Genomic DNA, 17,082 nt, shown 5'->3' on the forward strand with positions numbered 1-17,082 from the left:
ACGCCTCTTGGGCAAAAATCCGCTTGACTATGATCTATGAAACGCTTAGGTACGTTGTGCTTGGGTCGGAACAAGCTTGCGGTCCGGTGACAATTGCCATACACGATAGCTCAGATAAGCCAAGATGGAGAACAACGATGCAATCACCAGCATATGTCCCAGCACGATAAACATGTAGATTTCAGGTTTGTTGACGTACAACAAGATAATTCCAATCACCACTTGAAGCAAGATTAACAAGACCGATACGACACCCAATATACGGATATCCCGGTGGTTCGGGTGATAACGGTATGAGTAGTGACCCACAGCCAAGATAATGACGAACAGCAGACCAGCTGAAATCTGATGAAGCAGCAGTGGAGATATGAAGCCCCCAATATTTACAACCTTCTGGATGACCGAGTGACTAAGCAACGCCCCTGAATAGACAGCAATATAGGTATAGATCGTCGATAACCATATAAAGTTACGAAAGCCCCGACTGACAGGCCCAGGAATCAGACGCGGGGTGTGGCGTGAATCTGCATGCTCCTGCCAGGCCCCCAACGTCATCATAGTCGCACTGGCAAAGGCGATAAGCGCAAAGCCAAAATGCAGTCCCATGACTGCAGCCGATTGGGAGAAGACGACAGCCAACGCCCCCATTGCACCTTGTATGATGACAAACATGAGCGTGAGCAGCGAGAATAGCTGCAAATCCTTCCGATGCTTCATAAACAGCAAAAAGCCAACAAATGAGGCGATAGAAAGAATCCCGGCCATGGCACTGACGGAGCGATGAGAGAACTCAATAAGGGATGCGATCGTATGTGCCGGAACCAGCTTACCATTGCACAGCGGGAATTCCCGGCCACAGCCGAGACCAGAATCCGTTCGCGTCACGACACCTCCACCGAAGGTAGCCAAAAACATGACAATACATGTTACGAGTGCCAGCCATTTTAATATTCTGATTTTGTTATTCAAAGAATTCACCCGTATCCTTCCAAATATAATATTTATTCACTTTATATGTTGTGAAATGATCACTTAATGTAATTATAACTGATATATCGTTCCTTGACATACGAGCTTTGTTGACAAAATGTGAACGTGTCCGTGAGAAAGCCGCCCCCTGAGAAGGAAGCGGCTTTCTGAATGTCTTGATGTTATTTTGCTAAGCTCGCGTGGACTTCAACAGCCCGATCCAAAAATTGCTCAATCTCTTCGCGGGATTTGCGCAGTCTGTTCACCAGACGTACCAGTTCTCGCCCTTCACTGTAAGCGATAAAGCTAGGAATCCCCAATACATTTTGCTCTTGACTGACGCTTTCGGCCTGTTCTACATCAATCTCAATTAATGTAAGCTTATCTGCATATTGTTGTTCCACATCAGGCATGAACGGATCGATGAAATGACAATCCTTACACCAGTCCGCCTTAAACACAGCCACCGTAACGCCCGGAGTGGATATTGCCTTATTAAAGTCTTCATGAGAGACGATTTTTTGCATGGATGATTCCTCCTTAAATTCTTTTTGTGCTGAAAAGATTGCACTTTCTATTGTAACGCCAAGTGAAGCTTTTGCACACTACCCCATTCTACTCACATGCCGATTGGAAGCCCTCTCATTGAGGCATACTAAAGATATACTTAAGAATCCACATAAGCGTCGACATCCTAACAGCATACCCAACATACTTGGCAGGATACGGGGAAGCTTGCAGTTGGAAAGGAGGTTAATTTAGTCATGTCTCTTACCGAATGGCTCCATACAGCATCTCGACAGCTTCAAGGAGGGCTAAAGTTACTGGGTTCCGTTCCCCGTGTTGCAGAGGAAGCTTGGGAGGGCAAACGGGCGGCTTGGACCGAATCCCGCAAATTACGCTCCCCCTTGCGTGAACTAGCGTGGGATTATCATACGGCACAGGCCGCTATGAATGAAGCTGAAGCGATAATGTTGGTGAACGGACCCGCTACGCGTCCCTCTTCTCTGAATATGCCCTTATGCGAAACAGACTGTGAGCTACTGGAGAGGATCAAGAACGATACAGCACAGGAGAATCGCAGCAACGTCACCCGCACTGCCGCTTACCTTGAATGCTATCGTGGCTACCCGGAGTTACACTGGGCATTACTGGCCCACCTGGTTTCTCGTAATGGCGGCTATAATATGACCGATCTGAAAGGGGGACTGATTGGCAACCTGTTCGGCGAACAGGAAAAGGAATGGCTGTATCGGCTACTGGAGCGCTGTAACGCCCTTATTTTTCAAGACGCTTATCCGCAGTTGCAACTTTACATGCACAGCCGTCATTTGGGTCGGAGTTGCTTTCACTTGTTGCCTTATTTTCACGTTTCGCCATTCATGAAGCCCTTTTGGGAACGTTTCTGGGCTTGGCGGGATAGCTCTCTGTTGACTGTGGCGCTCATCATTAATGAACAAAACTATATTGAAGGACGTGTGGTAAAAGATCCGTATTTCCAAAAATTTGTGACACACAAGCCGGGCTTTTATTTGCATGACTGGCTCCAGCTAAATCAGGTTATATTTCCACTTGGACTGAACGGTGGACTTGCTGGACTAGTAATGGAGCGTTTCGGCCATTTGGACGAGCGGATCGGCTTTGGCAAAAGTCTCTATGCTATGCTCTTTGGCCATCAGCAGGTGCTGGACCAGGTATCCGCATTCGCTAACAGTGTGCCGCATACAGGTTCACGCAGCGACTATTGGCCCGGATTGTTCACACCGAATGAACAAAAAGCGCTGCACTCTCCAGATGAAAGTGCAACGCTTTTAGCACATGAATGGCTACCGCCAGGACAACGTCTGTACAGTCCGGAGCTGAACGCCGTCTGGTCCGATACAGCTTATGATCCAATCCCCCGGTATGACTGGTTTCAGGACGGCTCCACACTTGGACATCTCAGCGAACCAAGGCGACCGCTGTTATTTGCCATGCGCCATGAGCATCGTCATGGCATTCAAAAAACAGCAATGGCCCACGTTGCCCATAACAGCTTGCAACCTTTCCACTGAAAGACTGGGGGGCTCTTTTAGCCTCGTTGTCCTGTGGACTCACGCTGTAGACGCATTAACGGACGCAGTACCTTTTGCAACATACGCGGATAGTTGCCCAGCTCGTCCCTGCGCAATACGCGCAGTACAACCAGCAACAACAAGTAGCATACCAGTACAGCTGCCCCGGCAATGCAGCACGCGATCAAGAAGGCCACACGCGCAGGCATCAGATGCACCAGCAGAATACAGGCTTCATTTACACCGTATCCGATAGCTCCCGAGACGACGACTGCGGTTAAGAACCCTGCCCAGCGACGGCCCATGATGGAAAAGGAGACAATCCCTTTAAGCACACGCAAATTTAGCAATGTGATCACGAGGAAACATAATCCGGTTGCAGCAATGATCCCATAAATTCCAAGCCAACCAGCCAGCAGCCAGCTCGCTGCAAACTTGACGACGATACCGACCATGACATTAACCATTGAAATACGCGGCTTGCCCATACCGATCAGTATCGAATTAGAAGTCATCATCGTAATCTGGAATATCGTTCCGAGTGTCAGAACAGCAATGATACCACTGCCTCCAAGCGAGCTAAACAGTAAACCATTAATAGAATAGGCGGTTACACATAAAGCCAGCACAATCGGCATTCCAGTCAAAATAGAGATACGCAAAGCCAACGTCATCTGATTTTGTAAATGCTGCTCATCCTTACGGGCAAATGCCGCTGAAATGATCGGAATGAGCGATTGGCTGAGCGCAATGGCCAAAATCGGCGGAATTCCCGCCACACTCTGTGCCCGAGAGCCTAGATAACCCAACTGAGTAGTCGCCTGATCCAATCCCACTTGACCAGACAATAGTCTCACCACAATCGACGTATCAATAAAGTTGACCGCCGGAACCGTCAGAGACGACAATACAATGGGAATGGAAAGCTTGAAAATATCTTTGTAAATGCGCATCATCGGTAGCGCGGAGCTTTCCTCTTGGAATTGATCTTGACGATCCTGTCGATCCTGGCGACGCAATTTCACCGTGTAGTACAACATAACCGCTAGAGCGCCAAGACTTCCCATGACACCTCCAAAGGAAGCCCCAGCCGCAACCTCGCGATCTCCATAACCTAGCTTCAAAATAATAAAAGCGAGTACAATAGCGGTCGCTACCCGTGCAACCTGCTCCACAATTTGTGAAATACCGCCTGCGGTCATATTACCGCGCCCTTGGAAGTATCCACGCATCATGGCAATGGCAGGGAACAGCAGTAATGCTGGTGCCAAAGCCTGAATGGCCAAAGCGGATTGCGGAACCCCTGCTACATGCTCGGCAAAGTAAGGCGCTCCAAAATACAGCAGCGCTGTAATGATAATGCCTGCCGCGGCCGCGAATATCAAAGCCGCACGATACACACGTCGCGCTTCCGAAGGCCGATCCAGTGCATAACGTTCTGAAACCATTTTGCTCAACGTGCTTGGAATGCCGGCCGTAGCGACCGTGAGCAGCATCAAATAAGCGTTGTTCGCAATAGTAAACGAGGCGTTCCCGACGGAACCGAGCAGATGCTCCAATGGAACACGCTGTACCAGACCAAGTACTCTGGCCACCAAGGCGGCAGCGGCTAAAATAAGCGTACCTTTAAGGAATGTTTCTTTATTGGACAAAATGCGTTCCCTTCTTTCTTGCTGTTCACACGCATGCAAAAGCCCCGCACAAACAGTCATGGCCTGAGCCATCACCGGTGCGGAGCCGCATGTCGATTCTGTCTCTGCAAATCATAATAAACCAAAACGAATCTCGGGTCATAACACCCAAATCAAGAATACAATAATCATGGCAAGCTGCAAAATCACTTTCATCACGGTGCTGGTAAAAAGGCCTAATACAGAGCCAAAGCCCACTTTAATAGCTCGGTCCAGCGGGGCTTTGCCAATTAGTTCACCCAGCACAGCGCCGATAAATGGTCCCAAAATCAGGCCAAATGCCGGAATAACGAAGGGGCCGATAATAATCCCGATGGTACTCAGTATCGCCGACAGACGCGAGCCGCCAAATCGCTTGACACCCCACGCATTCACAGCATAATCCGCAACAAAAAGGGCAACGACGATTAGTGTTTGTATAATCCAAAACAATGCATTGTATGGAGCAAACGAGAAAAACCAGCCGTATACAAAAAATGCAAAATAGATGGCGAGCGCCCCCGGCAATACGGGATATACCGCCCCGGCCATGCCCACAATGAACAGCACAATAACAACAATCCAGCCTACAACGTCCATGGGCCTCCTCCTTCTCGTCCATTCATCCGGCCTGCTGCATTATTCATTTTATTACACAAGCACATAATCACGGATCACTTCTACAATGCCGTCGTCATTATTCGAAGCCACGACCAAATCAGCGGCTTCTTTAACCGTATCCTGAGCATTCCCCATTGCTACGCCCAGTCCAACCGCTTGAATCACAGCCAGGTCATTCAGACTGTCGCCAACGGCAACCACCTGCTCCAGAGTAATGCCAAGCAGATCGCACACTTCAGCGATTCCACTGGCTTTGGATATACCAGCTGGGTTAATTTCCAGATTTGTCATCGAAGAATTGGAAATTTCAAGTCCACCCATATCCTGAAGCTTAAGTAAAATTTGGTGGCGAATTTCGTCATTTTCCGTATTATAACCGAATTTGAGCCACTCCTGTGTGTCCAATGTATCCGGCCAACGATCCCTATTATATAATTCCTCCGTTGAGTAAGCCCAGAACCAAGAGCCTGTTTCTACAGCAATTTGGTGCATCTTACGAACGAGCTCCTTATCAAGTAAATAACGGCGCCACAACTCGTGGGGTGATTTCCACACCTCACTGCCGTTTACGGTTACCATTGGCGTCTCCAGGCCGAGTTGCTGACCGTAAGGCAGAGCATGCATCGCTGCACGTCCGGTGGACAAGCATACATGAATCCCTTCCTGAATCGCCTTGTTAATCCAGTTAATCGTTTCCAAGGAAATTTCATGATTATCATTCAGTAAAGTTCCATCCATGTCGAGCGCAAGCAGTTTGTATTTATATTGGTTTTCTCCCATAGTCTCTCTTCCTCCTGTATGTCCCTTATGTCCAACGACATTTTACCATGAAAAAGAGAAGCCCACAAAAGTATTCAAGTCCTCACTTTGCTGCCAGAGGCTTTTTAGGAGTACCATCTAGCCCATATACTTCGTCATACGCATCAAATATTTTACGCGCAACCGGTCCTGCGCTCGTCGCACCAAAGCCCCCTTCAGGAATGATGACCGCTACTGCCAGCTTCGGATTTTGACGCGGAGCAAAAGCGATGAACACCCCGTTATCTTTAACCGTACGTCCCACCAGCTGCTGGGAAGTCCCCGTTTTGCGGGCATAATCATAAGGAAATCCATTAAAGGCTTTAACATCCGTGGCCATACCTCGAATCACTGTATTCCAGTACGTATCTGAAAAAGCGACCTCATTCAGCACCTTCGGCTTAAATTCACGTACAAGATTCCCCTGATCATCTACAATTTTGCTGACCAAATGAGGTTGCATACGCTTGCCCTTTGTTGCCAACACAGTCGTATACTGGGCCAGCTGCATCGCCGTATACTTTCCCTGCTGACCAAAGGATGCCTGCACCAATCGTGTCAGCGCACTTTCATGCTTGCTCGTATACTCAAGTCTACCTGCCCACTCGCCCGGCAGATCTACTTCTGTCGGAACGCCTAATCCAAATTCCTTCATATACTTGTCCCATACGTCAATTCCCTGATGTACCCCTGCATTACTTCCGTATTTGCCATACAGCGGCTTGCCGATCATATCCACCATAAACGTATTCGACGAGACCTCAATTGCCCTGCTAGGTGTCAAAGAACCATACACATGTCCGCTAGAATTCCCAACCCGGCTGGAGCGATTTTTGCCGTAGTACGCACTTCCCGTATCCAGATAAGTTTGTCCGGGAGAAAACAGGTTTTCCTTCAACCCGATCAGCACGGATAGCGGTTTAATGGTTGAACCCAGAAGCACCGAGGATTCTGGATGTGGACCCGCTTTTCCGCTAGGCACGGATTTAATGGTTCCATTTCCCATTTTATGCTGAATTTCGTCATATACAGAAGGCGAGGTACTTCCACTTTTCCATACATTAGAGTCATAATCCGGCATACTGGCCATTGCCACGATATTTCCGGTCTCTACCTCCATCGCTACAGCGAAGCCAGTGGTAGCGTCTTGATGAAGCTTCCCCGATACGGCATGAGTATGAAGCCAGCGAAGCTGATCCATAATGGCCTGTTCGGTTTTCTGCTGAATTTCCTTGTTAATGGTGGAATATAAATGATGTCCTTTTTCAGGAGGAGTAATGGATTCAATGCCCTCCGGCATGCTGCGCGGATTGACTTCTACCGTTTTATATCCGTTTTTTCCTCTCAGCTCATCCTGGTACTGAAGCTCCAAGCCATCATATCCGACCGTTTCACTTTCCGAATACACCTGTGTCGGTCTTAGAACCTCCGAATTAGCTTCATAGAGCTCTTTATATTTGGGCCGGTTCGTTCGAGCTCCTTTGAACTTGTACATATATCCAATCGTTTGTACCGCCACCCGATCCGGGTCATAATGGCGTATACTTTCTTCTACAACCTCTACACCAGGGAACTCTGTCCGATGTTCCAGAAAATAAGCGATTTCCTCCCGACTCAGGTCGGATTTGACCAAACGTGGGGTAAATCCCCTATATTGATTATAGTCCGGGTCCAGTCGCTTTTTTATTTCCTCTGCATTAAGCTGCTCTCCTTCGTTACGACCCAGTTCGTTTAATTTGGCAGCAAGCTTGGCAGCAAAAGCATTGAGCTCAGGGAGCAGCTTTTCCCCCGGCTTGCGATCTTTCTCCGTACGCTTGCTATAATCCTTAGATAAAGTTACATACAGGGACTGTACTGGAGTCGAATATGCCAGCTTAACCGTACCTGTAGAATCATAAATCGTGCCGCGACTCGGGGCTAACGGGACATTTTTCGTATTTACGGATTGCTGCTGGCCCTTCAGCTCCTCCGATTGTACAAACTGCAATACAGCTAGTCTGGTAATGATCAGGGCAAACAGCACAAAAGCACTAAAAAACAGTAGGTTGGTTCGTAAAACCGTCCGTTTTTTTCGTAACTCTTCATTCTCTTCAACATTTTTCTTTTTAAATGAAAACTTTTTATCCAAACTTCCTCTGTCCATATTAGCTGGTCATTACTCCTTCCGATTAGGGTTTCATATTCCTGATCCTACCATATCTAAAACAATAAACGATGAATTCTAAGATGACAATTTTGTAAGAAAACGTAGAAAAAACATAAAAAAGCTTCCCTCAGCCCTAAGGCTAAGGAAAGCTTTCATGAAATGACATCGTATAAAATCGTATAAAATGATTATGGCTGTTTGATTGCGTTAGAATCGGTTGCTGTTTCAACCTTTTTCTTAGGTACCCCGTCCAATCCATACACTTCGTCGTAGGCATCAAAGATTTTACGCGCCACAGGCCCGGCACTCCAGGCCCCGAAGCCCCCTTCAGGAATAACAACCGCTACTGCAAGTTTGGGATTCTGACGTGGTGCAAAGGCTATAAATACTCCATTATCTTTCAATTCTCTGCCTACACTTTGCTGCGATGTCCCCGTTTTGCGAGCAAAGTCGTAAGGGAAACCTTTAAATGCGCTAACATCTGTTGCCATCCCGCGTATAACTTCATTCCAGTAAGCATCCGGGAATTTCACTTCATTCAACACCTTCGGCTTGATCGTTTGTACTATATTGCCGTTAGTGTCTTTAATTTGACTGACCAAATGCGGCTCCATCCGTTTCCCCTTGCTAGCCAATACTGCTGTATATTGTGCAAGCTGAAGCGTTGTATATTTACCCTGCTGACCAAAAGAAGCATATGCAAGTTTAGATAATGAGGACTCTTTCGAATTATGAGCATACTCTCTGCGTCCAGACCATTCACTTGGTAAATCTACACCCGTAGAAACACCTAGTCCAAATTCCTTCATGTAGCGGTCCCATACATTCACACCTTGATCTTCCTTGGCATTATTAATGTATTTGTTGTACAATCTTTTGCCCACCATATCGACCATAAATGCATTGGAGGAATGCCGAATGGCAGAAGCTGGGTCCAACCCGCCGTACACATGACCCGAGGAATTCCGAACTCGTGACGAATTATTACGCCCAAAGTAAGCCGCTCCTGTATCCTGGTAATACGATGAGGTACTGAATAGATTTTCCTCCAGTCCTATTAACACAGAAAGCGGCTTAATGGTGGAGCCAAGTAGGACAACCGACTCTGGATGTTGACCTGATTGGCCCGATCCAAAGGAGCGAATAGTACCATTCAAGTATACATTTTGTATTTTCTTATAATTATCGCTAGATATATTTCCGGTCTGCCAGTAATTAGCATCATAATCCGGCATACTAGCCATCGCCACCACATTTCCTGTATCCACTTCCATAGCCACAGCAAAGCCTGTTTTAGCATAAGGATGGGTCTTGCCAGATACAGCGTGTGAATGGAGCCATCTCAATTGATCCATAATGGCATTTTCAGTCTTAACCTGAATTTCTTTGTTAATCGTGGAATAGACATTATCTCCTTTTTGCGGAGGAGTAACGGAATCTACACCTTCCGGCATATTGCGCGGATCTATCGGAACGGTTTTATAACCATTTTTCCCTCGCAACTGTTCCTGATATTGAAATTCCAGTCCATCAAAGCCAACTGATTCGTTATCCATATAGATGAGGCCCGGATCATTTTCAGCTGACATGGATTTTTGAATATCCTTATATTTAGTCAACGTTTCACGCGCACTTTTGTAGCTTTTAATATAACCGACCGTTTGAACAGCTACTGTATCAGGATCATAATGGCGTACGGTTTCCTCGACCACATCTATTCCGGGAAACTCGCTCTTATGCTGCATAAAATAGGCGACTTCTTCTTTACTGAGATTCGTTTTAATCAGGCGGGGCGTAAAGCCGCTAAGCCTTTGATAGTTTCGGTCCATAGCGTCCATAATCTGTTCTGCTGTCATTTTCGGCTCATCTTTACTACCATATTGAGCAAACCGATTTTCCAGCTTTTGTGTCATCTTTTCCAGCTCAGGCAACAATTTTTTATCAGGCTTACGCGATTTCTCCAAAAGGTCGCTGTAGTTCTTGGAGAGCGTGATATACAGCGATTGTACAGGTGTCGAATACGCCAGTCTGTTCTGCCCGGTGGAATCGTAAATCGTTCCGCGAATCGGCGTAAGTGGTACATTTTTGGTAACATTACTGGCCTCCTGCTGCTTAAGCTGAGGTCCATCTACAAATTGAAGTATCGCCAGTCTTACAATAATGACCGTAAATATAATGAACGAGCTGAAAAAGAACAGATTGATCCGAAAGCTGAATCTTTTTCGGTCGGATGTCTCATTGTCTTTTCCTTGCTCGTTGTCCATCTTTCTCATGTGCCCTTTTCCACTCCTTATTAAATCACTTTATCCTTGATATGTGTTTGGGCAAAACCAGGCGGATTAAACCAGTCCCCACTTTGCGCCCAGGTCGGGTCTAACGGTACCCACTGATCCTGCGCGCTCAAATACACTTCATTCCATGCATGGGAACCGTATCCTCCCTGTCCGTTATATCCAAGCCCTGTCACCACCTTGACCTGTAGTCCCTGCGACCGAGCCATCATCGCATACAGGCGGGCATAATCAATGCAGACTCCTTTACGTGTATCAAACGTATCTCTGGGGGTCTGTTCATGCCAGTCACCACGCTGCTCATAGGCTTCTACCTTACCGAAATCATAGCTAATACGGGTACCTACCCATTCATACAACGCTCTGGCCTTTTGCTCATCACCGCTCATCCCCTGTGTAATCTTGGCCGCAGCCTGACCGATATCGTTCGGAATTTCCCGGTCAATCATTTCGTATTTCCGCTGCAGGATACCATTTAATTCCTTGGTAACGGCCTGCGTAAATACGGGCAATTTATCCTTAATCAGTGTACCGGATAACGGCTCAATGACCGATTGCGCTCCCTGCTTATAAATCGGTGAAGCTTGGACGTAGCTGCTAAACCCGCTGTCTGGATACAGACTTACGCCGATGAATAGCAGGGCTATAACCATGATAGCGCGTGCTCCACCAATAAGAGTACCTATTCCAGCCCCTGCCACCCTGCTGAAAAAGCCTGATTTTTTTTCATGTTCAGGGAGATGAGAATCTGACTTACCACCTACCATCAACACATAAATTGCACGTAGTACAAATTGGGCGATCGCATAACTGAGCATAAACAATACGGCGAACCGCAGCAGCGGAAACCCCTCTAAGCCCGCCACCAACGTATAATAAAATTGCTCAATCCCGCTTAGTTCTCGCTGAGGCAAATGTTCCATGTAAGCCGCCAGCCATTGTTGTACCTTCGGTGAAAGCCACATGGCTAATCCGAGCGAGCACAAAATACCCGCCACAGTCAGTATGCCATCCACAATAAGACTGAACAGCGCCCCTACAGATCTGGAAGCTCCTCGTCTCCAGCCCTGAATCAACGACAGCAGTACAATGACAATCAAAAACACCGTCACGCCATTCCAATGAAGAATAGGCTCCAGCCAGGATGGTTTCATTGTGTTCCTCCTGTCTCTACGGCGACTGTGGCGACTGTGTTACAGCCGAGCCTTTCGCACCTTCGATATATTTCTTGACGGTATCGCCCATACTCCACTCGCCCAGCGACATCCCCTGAAACCATACCTTGACCTTGTCACCATCAAATGGACCTTTCACTTCCAGGTTGGAGCTGGTTACCGAAAACGTACCATCCGCGTTGGATGTGTATTGGGCATCCCGTCCCTCTTTGATCATCATGTTCAAAGCCTCGCTCTGAACCTTGTTAATCGCATCATCCTTTGCCTGAGTAACGACCTTGCCGACCTGTTCAAAGGAAATGCCACTGTAGATAAGCAAGCCTGCAATTATGACAATAACAATCAGCCATTTTATGAGAGTTCTTACAACCTTCAATATGACTAACAATAGGACAAGCCCAATTAATATATACAGCCAGTTATCCTGAACGATCTGCCAATTATGTTCCAAAAACTCTGTCCAGACGCCCTTATCCATTTCGCTACACTCCCGTTTTCAACTACATCATTTAAATCACAAAATTGTCTCTGTAATTATACATGATTACGTGATGCCCTGTCAGCTTAGCTCTTTTACACACCTTGTTATTCAATTCTTGTCCATACAAAGTGGTCTATGTTCGTCCACTCCAGCGTACAACTTAGGAAGGGCCGATACGTAGTGCAACATGAAAGTTTACATTAGGGAAGGGGGGTCATCCCATGAAAACAGCCCTCTGGCTGTATCTTTTTTTATTCATTGCCTTTTTCGATCTGCATGCACAATATCCTATTTTGACACCATTCGCTATCTCCCTCGGTGCAGCACCTACTTTTATCGGCTGGATGATGGGGATTTACTCTCTAACTCACCTGCCTGGTAATTTGATGGCCGGCCCCAAGGTCGACAAACACGGCAGCCGCCGATATATTATGTTCAGCCTAACAGCCGCAGGCATCATTCTTATCATTCAATCGTACATCCACACACCGTGGGAATTACTTTTTCTTCGGGCGATTAGCGGTTTTGTGTTGGCCTTTTTATCTCCAGCCTGTCTGGCCCTGTTGGCACAGCTATCCGATCATCCAGTTACGCAGGGCAAATATATGTCGGGACATGGTGTCGTTCACACATTGGCCTCTGTCCTGTCTCCAGCCGCCGGCGCATTTATCGTAGCCAGTTTCGGCTTTAGTGAGACGTTTAGTTCCCTTGGCATCATTCTCGTAGTCACGGGACTTATGGCTTATTTCACCTTGCCCAAAAGAGCTCCCGCTCCACAGGCCCAATTATCAGATGGTCATGCGACACCCGCTCCACTATCCGGGGTACAGAAGACGCGTTTACCATTCAATTGGCGCTACCTGCTCCTGCCTTTTGTTTTGGCGTGTGCACAAGGCATTTTATTTTACGAAATCCCATTACGAAATAACGGTTCTGCGTCCATGATGTCCACCGGATTGCTCTTTTCCATCATCAGTTTGGGAGCACTTTGTACGCTCAGCTTGCTGTTTCTGAACAAATATTCACCCATGGCGCGGCTACTTTGTGGCATTATTTTGATGTCTCTAAGTTTCTACGCACTCGCCACCACGCCTGAAGCGGCGATTGGCATCATACTTTTTATTTTGGGAACAGCCAAAGGTATCATTTTTCCAGCGCTGGCCTCTCTTTTCATACGAATTGGAGGTGCGCGACTGGGTAAAACCTTTGCACTACAGTCTATTGCAACATCTATCGGCTCCTTTGCCGGACCTGTACTGGCAGGTCAGCTACCCGATCACATTTCTCCTTTTTTTATCGCATTTCTGATTCTGATGGCTGGCCTGCTATTCGTTCCCGTTAAGCGCTTATCTCCGACGCCGCCACTGTCTGCCTCAGGACCTTATCATTCCTAGCTAGTCTGAGACAGCGGTTGCTATTGTCCTACCTATAAAGCCCAAAATACCGTTCCAGAGGGCAAATGCACAGTACACTATACCCCTATCCACATAGACTATTTTGACTGAACATTCACTAACAAAGGGAGGTGCAGCCTGTGAGCCACTGTCATCCTTGCCCTATTGGAACTTCAACTGGCACCATTCTTGTTCTTTATATTCTGCTCGTCATCATTCTCCGTACTTGCTGGATTTAATGTCTGAATCGCCCTAACATGTTGCCCCTTGTGCCCATGCCTGCCACTTCTGGCAGGCTGTTTTGTTATTTTTTGCATGAGAACCCTATTTGGAGCTACACTATACACATATTCTTCATTTCCCGGGGAATTTCGAGCATATGTATCAGACAAGGGGTGAGCTTACATGGCGATAACCGTGATCGTCGAAGGGAAAAATGACCGCAGCAAACTTCGCCGATTACTTGACCCGGAGGTCCACATTTTATGCACCTTCGGCACACTAAACTCTATAAAACTGGAATCCCTCCACAAGCGGGCCAAGCACGACGAAATATATTTATTTATGGACAATGACAGCTCAGGGAAAAAAATAAGGGGTGTACTTGCAGACTCTTTTCCGGATGCCTACCATATGTATACCCGCAAAGGATACGCTGGCGTAGAAGGCACTCCAGACGAATATGTGATCGCTCAATTGGAAAAAGCAGGGTTGGAAGAATACATTATATACCCGCCACCTGTTCTTTAGTCTTTAAAATAACAAAAAGCTGTCCTCAGGCCGCTTTCATGCCTGTTGGACAGCTATATGGTGCACTATAAAATGCCTCTAAAATGACATTAGAACTTATGAACCGTATCGACGATCATCAGCAAGAAACTGAGTGTCAGATGGTTAATGGAAAAGAAAAATACTTTCTTCGCCCAGGAATCCGTTTCTTCTTCCTTAATCGTAAAACCTTTAAAGGCATAGAATGCCCACAGCACGGACAGTAACACGGACACGATCATAAAAATCATACCGGCATATCCATAAGCATACATAAGGATGGGTACCGGAATCAGCAATACAATATAAGGAATCATCTGAATCTTCGTCCGATGGATACCTTTTACGACTGGCAACAACGGAAATCCTGCTGCGCGATATTCCTCAACTCTGCGAATAGCAAGTGCCCAAAAGTGAGGAGGCTGCCATAAGAACAGGAGAGCGAATAAGAGCCAAGCGCCCATATCAATACGACCCGAAGCGGCCACATAACCAATCACCGGAGGCATTGCACCAGAAATACCGCCGATGGATGTGCTCCATGTAGACGAACGTTTTAACCAAAGTGTATAAATACCGACGTAGACGAACATACCAAGTAATCCCAGTAATCCTGCCGTTACACCAGAGAAGGAGAATAGAACAGCTAACCCAACAACGCCCAAAATAATAGCGTATGACAACACCGTTGTAGGGGTCAGACGCCCTGTTGGCAGTGAGCGATTACGTGTACGCTCCATTTTCAAATCCAGCTCACGGTCAAAATAGTTGTTAAAAACACAAGAAGACGCCATAACCAGCATTGTACCTAAAAGTGTAAGAATTAGCTTTATATAGTCAACATCCCATTGCGATGCTAACCAAAAACCACCAAAGGCTGCAACCAGATTGGTACGAAGGATGCCTGGCTTGGTAACTGTAATAAAATCTTTCCAAGTGCCCGCTTTACCGGGTGGTTTAGATTTTACAGAATAGGTAGCCGCATCCGAAGAAGTCTTATAACTTATATTATCCATTGTGAGTAACTCCCCCTTAGAGATGTATGAATTCGGGAGTAAGTTGAACTCCGATATAAATTTTATCATATACCTACCCCAAAAAGTTTGACAGAAAACGCACAAAACGTTCACAATTCCGATGGCAAATCGCCCCTGCTGATCGTTTACAGTAAATTTGGGTAGTAATAAGTACAGGAAACAATACAAAAGGAGCGACAGATATGGATACAGCCACACACTTTGTCATGGGAATCGGATTGGCCGGGCTGGCCTACACTGATCCTGTCGTCGCCGGAGATCCAAAGTTGGCCGCAGTCATACTGCTCGCTACAGTCGTAGGGTCACAAGCTCCGGATTTTGACACTTTGCTTCGGTTGAAAAACAATGCAGCCTACATTCGCAATCACCGTGGACTGTCGCATTCAATTCCCTTCTGGTTGATATGGATCTTGTCCATAACAGGACTGATTTGCCTGATCTTCAGAGATGTGCCCCCAGGTCATGTAGCATTATGGGTAACGATTGCCGTCTGCCTGCATGTATTCACAGATTTATTTAATACGTACGGAACACAGGCATTCCGGCCGTTTACAAACAAGTGGATATCTTGGAATATCATCCATATTTTCGATCCCTTTATTTTTGGCACCCATGTTGCTGCGATTATGCTGTGGATCACCGGATTGACTCCACCCGCTCCCTTATTTATTACGCTGTACGTTATTATTGGCCTATATTACATTTGGCGAACCTGGAGTCATTTTATAACCAGAAAAGCGGTACGTAATATGGACAATGAGCGTCAGGAGGGCGACATCTATTATATCATTCCCACCGTATCATGGAACCGGTGGCATGTGGTAAAAGCTCATCAGAATGGAAGTTATGACATTGGCGGATTAAATGGCAAACACTTATTTTGGACGAAACATGCAATTCCATCCACACATCCTGCCGTAGAAGCCTCCAAATCCTATCGCGATGTGCAGGCATTTCGCTATTTTTCCTCCTTTGCCGTTGCCGAGGTGGAGGAACTGGAATGGGGCTATATTGTGCGATGGGGAGACGTCAGGTATCGACACCGGAGACAATATCCATTCGTGGCTGTGGTCGCGATGGATAAGCAGTTCGGACTGATCAACAGCTATATTGGATGGCTCAGTGACGAAAAGATGCAAAAACGCCTTTCCCTGCATACGAATTAAAACCTGCTTACAAGCTAACAACAAGCCGTATGAACAACAGACAGCAAGCTACCCTTAATCTGGGAGCTTGCTGTTTTTTTGGTCACTCCCGCAAAAAATCAGATCTCATGAAAGCGCCCTCTTGACGAAGCGGACTTGCGTGATTCACAATGGTCATAGGCCATGCGTAAAAAAATCCGGAGCATGATCGCTCCGGATTTTCTTCATCACAGTTGCTCATAATACAGCTTCCAAGATGGAGTGTTTATGTGTATTACTGCAAACGGCTGCTGCCCGACAAGGATTGTTCTGCTTGTTGGACCAGCTTTTTCGTGATATATCCCCCAAGCGAACCTGTTTCGCGGGAAACAACATTACCGAAGTAACCGTCCTGAGGGATGGTGATGCCAAGTTCTTGAGCTGCCTCATATTTTAATTGTTGTAAAGCGGCGTTGGCCTGCGGTACTTGCAGGTTGTTTGAACGACGTCTGCTCATATTTGAATCTCCTTTCAGTTCTTTGTGAGTGAGGTTC

15 protein-coding genes are annotated in these 17,082 nt (G+C 46.7%); 4 read left to right on the forward strand and 11 right to left on the reverse strand.

The annotated features are described in order from the left end of the window. Positions 1-45: 45 nt before the first annotated feature. Complete coding sequence (locus ACM1ND_RS21835) at positions 46-978, reverse strand: COX15/CtaA family protein (protein WP_023990186.1); 933 nt, start codon at positions 976-978, stop codon at positions 46-48. 173 nt (positions 979-1,151) lie between these two features. Beyond that, positions 1,152-1,496 carry a thioredoxin family protein gene (locus tag ACM1ND_RS21840; protein ID WP_028541427.1) on the reverse strand — a complete coding sequence of 115 codons (345 nt, stop codon included), beginning with the start codon at positions 1,494-1,496 and terminating at the stop codon, positions 1,152-1,154. A 237-nt stretch (positions 1,497-1,733) separates the two neighbouring features. Between ACM1ND_RS21840 and ACM1ND_RS21845 the strand changes: the two genes are divergently transcribed. Next, a complete protein-coding gene (locus ACM1ND_RS21845) occupies positions 1,734-3,023 on the forward strand; it encodes a DUF2515 family protein (protein WP_068941896.1) in 1,290 nt (429 codons plus the stop codon). Between the two features lie 17 nt (positions 3,024-3,040). Here ACM1ND_RS21845 and ACM1ND_RS21850 read toward each other — a convergent pair whose 3' ends face one another. From ACM1ND_RS21850 to ACM1ND_RS21880, 7 genes are all read right to left on the reverse strand, one after another. Then, entirely contained in the window at positions 3,041-4,675 is a 1,635-nt protein-coding gene (locus ACM1ND_RS21850) for a putative polysaccharide biosynthesis protein (protein WP_023990189.1), read from the reverse strand. Positions 4,676-4,813: 138 nt separating this feature from the next. Further along, a complete protein-coding gene (locus tag ACM1ND_RS21855) occupies positions 4,814-5,293 on the reverse strand; it encodes a DUF456 domain-containing protein (RefSeq protein WP_028541425.1) in 480 nt (159 codons plus the stop codon). A 51-nt stretch (positions 5,294-5,344) separates the two neighbouring features. Further along, the gene (locus ACM1ND_RS21860; RefSeq protein WP_023990191.1) at positions 5,345-6,094 is read right to left on the reverse strand and encodes a Cof-type HAD-IIB family hydrolase; all 750 of its coding nucleotides are present in this window, start codon (positions 6,092-6,094) and stop codon (positions 5,345-5,347) included. An 82-nt stretch (positions 6,095-6,176) separates the two neighbouring features. Then, positions 6,177-8,255, reverse strand: coding sequence for a peptidoglycan D,D-transpeptidase FtsI family protein (locus tag ACM1ND_RS21865; protein ID WP_069080297.1), 2,079 nt, complete (start codon positions 8,253-8,255; stop codon positions 6,177-6,179). A gap of 191 nt (positions 8,256-8,446) precedes the next feature. Continuing rightward, positions 8,447-10,531, reverse strand: a complete 2,085-nt coding sequence (locus ACM1ND_RS21870; protein ID WP_418026563.1) for a peptidoglycan D,D-transpeptidase FtsI family protein — start codon at positions 10,529-10,531, stop codon at positions 8,447-8,449. Between the two features lie 20 nt (positions 10,532-10,551). Then, positions 10,552-11,703, reverse strand: a complete 1,152-nt coding sequence (locus ACM1ND_RS21875; protein WP_418026564.1) for a transglutaminase domain-containing protein — start codon at positions 11,701-11,703, stop codon at positions 10,552-10,554. Positions 11,704-11,719: 16 nt separating this feature from the next. Continuing rightward, positions 11,720-12,202 carry a hypothetical protein gene (locus ACM1ND_RS21880; RefSeq protein WP_418026565.1) on the reverse strand — a complete coding sequence of 161 codons (483 nt, stop codon included), beginning with the start codon at positions 12,200-12,202 and terminating at the stop codon, positions 11,720-11,722. Positions 12,203-12,426: 224 nt separating this feature from the next. On the opposite strand from ACM1ND_RS21880, the gene ACM1ND_RS21885 reads away from it, so the two are divergent. Together ACM1ND_RS21885 and ACM1ND_RS21890 are read left to right on the forward strand one after the other, a co-directional pair. Next, positions 12,427-13,599 carry an MFS transporter gene (locus ACM1ND_RS21885; protein WP_340857780.1) on the forward strand — a complete coding sequence of 391 codons (1,173 nt, stop codon included), beginning with the start codon at positions 12,427-12,429 and terminating at the stop codon, positions 13,597-13,599. Positions 13,600-14,004: 405 nt separating this feature from the next. Then, positions 14,005-14,349 (forward strand): toprim domain-containing protein, encoded by a 345-nt coding sequence (locus ACM1ND_RS21890; protein WP_029518206.1) that lies wholly within the window; start codon positions 14,005-14,007, stop codon positions 14,347-14,349. A gap of 89 nt (positions 14,350-14,438) precedes the next feature. On the opposite strand, the gene cyoE is transcribed toward ACM1ND_RS21890, so the two are convergent. Then, positions 14,439-15,383 (reverse strand): heme o synthase, encoded by a 945-nt coding sequence (gene cyoE, locus ACM1ND_RS21895; RefSeq protein ID WP_023990199.1) that lies wholly within the window; start codon positions 15,381-15,383, stop codon positions 14,439-14,441. A gap of 203 nt (positions 15,384-15,586) precedes the next feature. Here cyoE and ACM1ND_RS21900 point away from each other — a divergent pair, with 203 nt between their 5' ends. Further along, positions 15,587-16,570, forward strand: coding sequence for a metal-dependent hydrolase (locus ACM1ND_RS21900; protein WP_023990200.1), 984 nt, complete (start codon positions 15,587-15,589; stop codon positions 16,568-16,570). A gap of 253 nt (positions 16,571-16,823) precedes the next feature. Here ACM1ND_RS21900 and ACM1ND_RS21905 read toward each other — a convergent pair whose 3' ends face one another. Beyond that, positions 16,824-17,045 carry an alpha/beta-type small acid-soluble spore protein gene (locus ACM1ND_RS21905; protein WP_013311857.1) on the reverse strand — a complete coding sequence of 74 codons (222 nt, stop codon included), beginning with the start codon at positions 17,043-17,045 and terminating at the stop codon, positions 16,824-16,826. Positions 17,046-17,082: the final 37 nt, after the last annotated feature.

It is taken from the genome of Paenibacillus sp. JJ1722, assembly GCF_048282685.1.
Lineage (GTDB): Bacteria > Bacillota > Bacilli > Paenibacillales > Paenibacillaceae > Paenibacillus > Paenibacillus polymyxa_B.

Excerpts from the sequence above, each read along its gene's own strand:
- ACM1ND_RS21840 (WP_028541427.1), bottom strand. The coding sequence starts at position 1,496 with ATGCAAAAAATCGTCTCTCATGAAGACTTTAATAAGGCAATATCCACT.
- ACM1ND_RS21845 (WP_068941896.1), top strand. The coding sequence starts at position 1,734 with ATGTCTCTTACCGAATGGCTCCATACAGCATCTCGACAGCTTCAAGGA.
- ACM1ND_RS21855 (WP_028541425.1), bottom strand. The coding sequence starts at position 5,293 with ATGGACGTTGTAGGCTGGATTGTTGTTATTGTGCTGTTCATTGTGGGC.
- ACM1ND_RS21860 (WP_023990191.1), bottom strand. The coding sequence starts at position 6,094 with ATGGGAGAAAACCAATATAAATACAAACTGCTTGCGCTCGACATGGAT.
- ACM1ND_RS21865 (WP_069080297.1), bottom strand. The coding sequence starts at position 8,255 with ATGGACAGAGGAAGTTTGGATAAAAAGTTTTCATTTAAAAAGAAAAAT.
- ACM1ND_RS21870 (WP_418026563.1), bottom strand. The coding sequence starts at position 10,531 with ATGAGAAAGATGGACAACGAGCAAGGAAAAGACAATGAGACATCCGAC.
- ACM1ND_RS21875 (WP_418026564.1), bottom strand. The coding sequence starts at position 11,703 with ATGAAACCATCCTGGCTGGAGCCTATTCTTCATTGGAATGGCGTGACG.
- ACM1ND_RS21880 (WP_418026565.1), bottom strand. The coding sequence starts at position 12,202 with ATGGATAAGGGCGTCTGGACAGAGTTTTTGGAACATAATTGGCAGATC.
- ACM1ND_RS21885 (WP_340857780.1), top strand. The coding sequence starts at position 12,427 with ATGAAAACAGCCCTCTGGCTGTATCTTTTTTTATTCATTGCCTTTTTC.
- ACM1ND_RS21890 (WP_029518206.1), top strand. The coding sequence starts at position 14,005 with ATGGCGATAACCGTGATCGTCGAAGGGAAAAATGACCGCAGCAAACTT.
- cyoE (WP_023990199.1), bottom strand. The coding sequence starts at position 15,383 with ATGGATAATATAAGTTATAAGACTTCTTCGGATGCGGCTACCTATTCT.
- ACM1ND_RS21900 (WP_023990200.1), top strand. The coding sequence starts at position 15,587 with ATGGATACAGCCACACACTTTGTCATGGGAATCGGATTGGCCGGGCTG.
- ACM1ND_RS21905 (WP_013311857.1), bottom strand. The coding sequence starts at position 17,045 with ATGAGCAGACGTCGTTCAAACAACCTGCAAGTACCGCAGGCCAACGCC.